Origin of the sequence: Streptococcus hepaticus (genome assembly GCF_043656315.1) — a bacterium.
Lineage (GTDB): Bacteria > Bacillota > Bacilli > Lactobacillales > Streptococcaceae > Streptococcus > Streptococcus hepaticus.
Window position 1 is genome coordinate 1 of sequence record NZ_JBINIY010000053.1, and the last position, 437, is coordinate 437.

Annotated in this window: 1 protein-coding gene and 1 pseudogene; both read right to left on the reverse strand. The window is 40.5% G+C overall.

All coding sequences use genetic code 11. The features are described from left to right. On the reverse strand, positions 1-182 hold a 182-nt coding region (locus ACHUFA_RS11060), incomplete at its 3' end, for a PrgI family mobile element protein (RefSeq protein WP_141666691.1). Positions 183-243: 61 nt separating this feature from the next. Then, a pseudogene (locus ACHUFA_RS11065) lies at positions 244-437 on the reverse strand (conjugal transfer protein TrbL); the annotation flags it as partial.

A 437-nucleotide genomic window follows, 5' to 3' on the forward strand; every position in this document is an offset into this window, starting at 1 on the left:
GTAAAGCTAAAAACAAAACCATAGACAAACCAATCCCCAAATTGCCAGTAAAATAGGTTCAAACCCAATACCAAAATGGTTATGGCGACGGCTGGAAATACAAAAATAACCTGTCTAGTTGTAAATCCTAGCCATGCCCTGTGTTGAACCTTTGATATGTCCTTAAAGACACGAGTGTTCATAAATGTTCTCCAATCTAAGTAAGCTATAAAAAGAGGAGGCGAGATAGTGACTCCCTTCCTCCTACATGCCCAAAATACTTCGGGCGGTTCGTTGACTGCCAACTAAGGCAATGATTAACAATATGGCCTGTACCAAGCCACCAAACATAATGGCGAGTGATTCCATCACTCCAGCTCCATTTGATACGGCAATCTTTCCAGCCGATTCAAACAAGGGAACAAGAGATACAATTAGAAAAATCAAAATACCTTGAA